Here is a 3,000-nt window from a genome sequence, read left to right as displayed (position 1 = left end):
AGCACGCCGATCCGCTCACCCGCCAGCTGGAACTTCTTGACGTCGCCTTCCTGGAGGATCGGTTCGGCGTCCAGCGGGCCGTCCTTGGCCCACAGGTCGGTGCCGTCGGTGTAGGCGATCCGGTTCACGCCGGGTGCGGGTTGCCCGGACGTGCCTGCCTCGAACAGCCGGACGGCTCCGGCGTAGCCGCTGCGCGTCGCCGACGCCATCCGCACCTTCAGGCCGGAGCTGGGTGCCTCGACCATCCACCCGTCACCGGCGTAGATCGACACGTGGCTGATGTTGCCCTTGGAGTTGCGGAAGAACATCAGGTCACCGGGCAGCAGCGGATCGAGGCCCTCCGCCGGGGCGAACCGGTCGACGGCGCGGGACGTCTGGAACTGGGACCCGCTGGTCCCGTCGATGATGTCCTCGCCGACCGACAGGAAGTACGCGAACCGCACCAGTCCGGAGCAGTCCAGTCCCTTGACGCGGCAGTCGTTCGGCGCGCCGTTCTGGGGATCGCAGATGCCGAAGCTCGGGCCGGGTTGCCCGGGGACGTGCCCGCCGCCCCACGAGTAGTCGAGGCCGATCTGGTCGCAGGCGTGCAGCACGGCCGCGTTGGCCTGGTCGGCGGCTCCGTCGGCGAGCACGCCGCACGCCGGGGCCGCCGAGGCGGTGGGCGACGTCAGCACCATCGTGGTGCACAACAGCAGCAACGCCGCCAGTGCCGCCCTGATTCGCATGCCGGGCATGGACATTCCCCTCACCGGTTGCAGTTGATGTGACCGGCGGGCAGTTCGCCGTTGTTGTAGTAGCGCAACGCCGCCTGGAAGTCGCTGCACCGCTCCGCGTCCTCGCGCTGGCTGGGCGCGTAACCGATGTTGCGGTTGACGCCGCCCATGTAGAGGTTGTCCGCGTGGGCGTTGGTGTTGGCTCGCGCGACCGTCCAGTACCAGCGGGCGACCGGCGCGCTGAGCCCGAGGGAGGCCGCGGCGTCGGGGTCGTTGACGAGGTCGTGTCCGAGGTACGCGCCCGCGCTGCGGTAGTTGTCCACGCCGGTGAGCTGGATGTAGCCGCGGCCGCGGTACCTGCTGCCGTTCCCGGCTTCACCGGCGTTGTAGCGGAAGCCGCTTTCGTTGCGCAGGGTCGCGAGGAACGCCGCGATCCGGGCCGGGTTGTTGATCTCGCCCTCGTCCATGGCCTGGTTGAGCCCGGGCAGTCCCTCGACGATGAGCGCCTCGTCCGTGTCGCGGCCGAGGTAGCCGTAGATCTGCTTGAGGTCGGCGAGGGAGACGTAGGTGTCGCCGCTGCCCGACTGGGTCGGCGCCAGCAGTTGCACGCCGGTGACGCCGCCCTCGTCGGCGACGAACCACCCTGGGTCGAGGTCGCCCTCCTTGACCAGCAGGTTGCCGTTCTGGATCACCGCGACCCGGTCACCGTCGAGGTCGAACGCCGTCACGTCGTCGTCCTGCTGGATCGGCGGCGAGTCGAGGTCGCCATCGGTGATCCACAACGACTTGCCCTCGGCGAACGCGATCCGCTCGCCGTCGAGCTGGAAGTCGGTCACCGAGTCGGCGTCGATGGTCGCCCAGCCCGGTTCCAGGTCCCCGCCTTTGACCAGCAGCGCCCCGGCGGTCGTCAGCACGCCCACCCGGTCCTTGTCCAGCTGGAACTTCTCGACGCCACCCTCCTGGAAGATCGGCGGCGCGTCCAGTTCGCCTTCGAGCGCCCACAGGTCGGTGCCCTCGGTGTAGGCGATGCGGTCGTCCTCCAGCTGGAAGTCGGTGACCGAGTCCGTGTTCACCTCGGCCCAGCCGGGGTCGAGGTCGCCTTCCTTGACCAGCAGCGCGCCCTCGTCGGTGAGCACGGCGATCCGGTCGCCGTCGAGCTCGAACTTCTTGATGCCGTCGCCCTGCGGCACCCATTCGGCGTCCAGTCCACCCTCCTTGACGTAGAGGGTGTCGCCTTCCAGGACGGCGATGCGGCTGTCCTGGGTGGGTGGCGGTTGTGCTGCCGCGTGCGGCGCGACGAGCACCCCTGTCGCCAAACTCACGGCGCAGAGGGCAAGGATTGGTCTAAGTCGGTGAGTCACCGGGACCTCCCGTGTTCGCAACGGATTTCGACGCCGTCGAGCATGGGCAGCGCCGCCGACACGGCCTTGACGCGCGCATGACCGCAGGCGTCAACTTCCGGTTGGCGCGGAGGACCAGTACTGTTGTGTGACTACGTTTCGGGGGAAATGGAGGGCGATGGACGGCGACCTCGAGTTCAGGATTCTTGGTCCTCTTGAGGTGGCCAGGAATGGCGCGACTGTCGCTCTGCCATCGGCCAAACAGCGGATTGTGCTGGCAACGCTGCTGCTCAAGGCGGGTCACGTTGTCGAGGTCGACGAGCTGATCGACCACCTGTGGCAGGAAGACGTCCCTTCCGCGGCCCGGGCGACCGCGCAGGCGTACGTGATGCGCCTGCGCCGGGCGTTGGGCGAACCGACCGAGGGCGCGGGCGTCCTTCGCACCCACCAGAACGGTTATCTGCTCACCGTCGCGCCGGAACAGTTCGACCTCACCAGGTTCACCGCCATTTTGGACAAAGCAGACATAGCGGCCCGTGCGCGGGATCGGCCTGCCGAGGCCGCGTACCTGCACGAGGCGCTGTCGTTGTGGCGTGGCCGCCCCCTGTCGAACGTGTCATCCGACTCGTTGCGCCGCAAGGAGATCCCGTGGCTGGACGAGTCACGCCTGCGTGCGCTGGAGCGAAGGATCCAGATCGACCTCGAATCCGGCCGTCACCGTGAGACGATCAGCGAGCTGCAGGTCCTGATCAGCGAGTACCCGTTGCGGGAGCAGTTCTGGACACAGCTGATGCTCGCGCTGTACCGGGCCAGTCGCCAGGCGGACGCGCTGGACGCGTACCGCAGGCTGAACAAGACCCTCGCCGACGAGCTGGGCCTGAGCCCGGGTGAGGAGGCGCAGCGGCTGCACGCCGCGATCCTCAACCAGGACTTGCAACTGGCCACGC

The 3,000-nt window shown here is 68.4% G+C and carries 3 protein-coding genes; 1 reads left to right on the top strand and 2 read right to left on the bottom strand.

Annotated elements, in window-relative coordinates; genetic code table 11:
• The coding region (locus ALI144C_RS00015; RefSeq protein ID WP_168211125.1) for a C40 family peptidase at nt 1-734 on the bottom strand (734 nt) is incomplete at its 3' end.
• A gap of 11 nt (nt 735-745) precedes the next feature.
• Entirely contained in the window at nt 746-2,035 is a 1,290-nt protein-coding gene (locus ALI144C_RS56505; protein WP_202818801.1) for a glycoside hydrolase family 19 protein, read from the bottom strand.
• Nucleotides 2,036-2,231: 196 nt separating this feature from the next.
• On the opposite strand from ALI144C_RS56505, the gene ALI144C_RS00005 reads away from it, so the two are divergent.
• Nucleotides 2,232-3,000, top strand: a 769-nt coding sequence (locus tag ALI144C_RS00005; protein WP_143230269.1) for an AfsR/SARP family transcriptional regulator, incomplete at its 3' end; no start/stop codon positions are given.

This window comes from Actinosynnema sp. ALI-1.44 (genome assembly GCF_001984155.1).
Taxonomy (GTDB): domain Bacteria; phylum Actinomycetota; class Actinomycetes; order Mycobacteriales; family Pseudonocardiaceae; genus Kibdelosporangium.
This window is presented reverse-complemented; position numbering and strand designations above follow the sequence as displayed.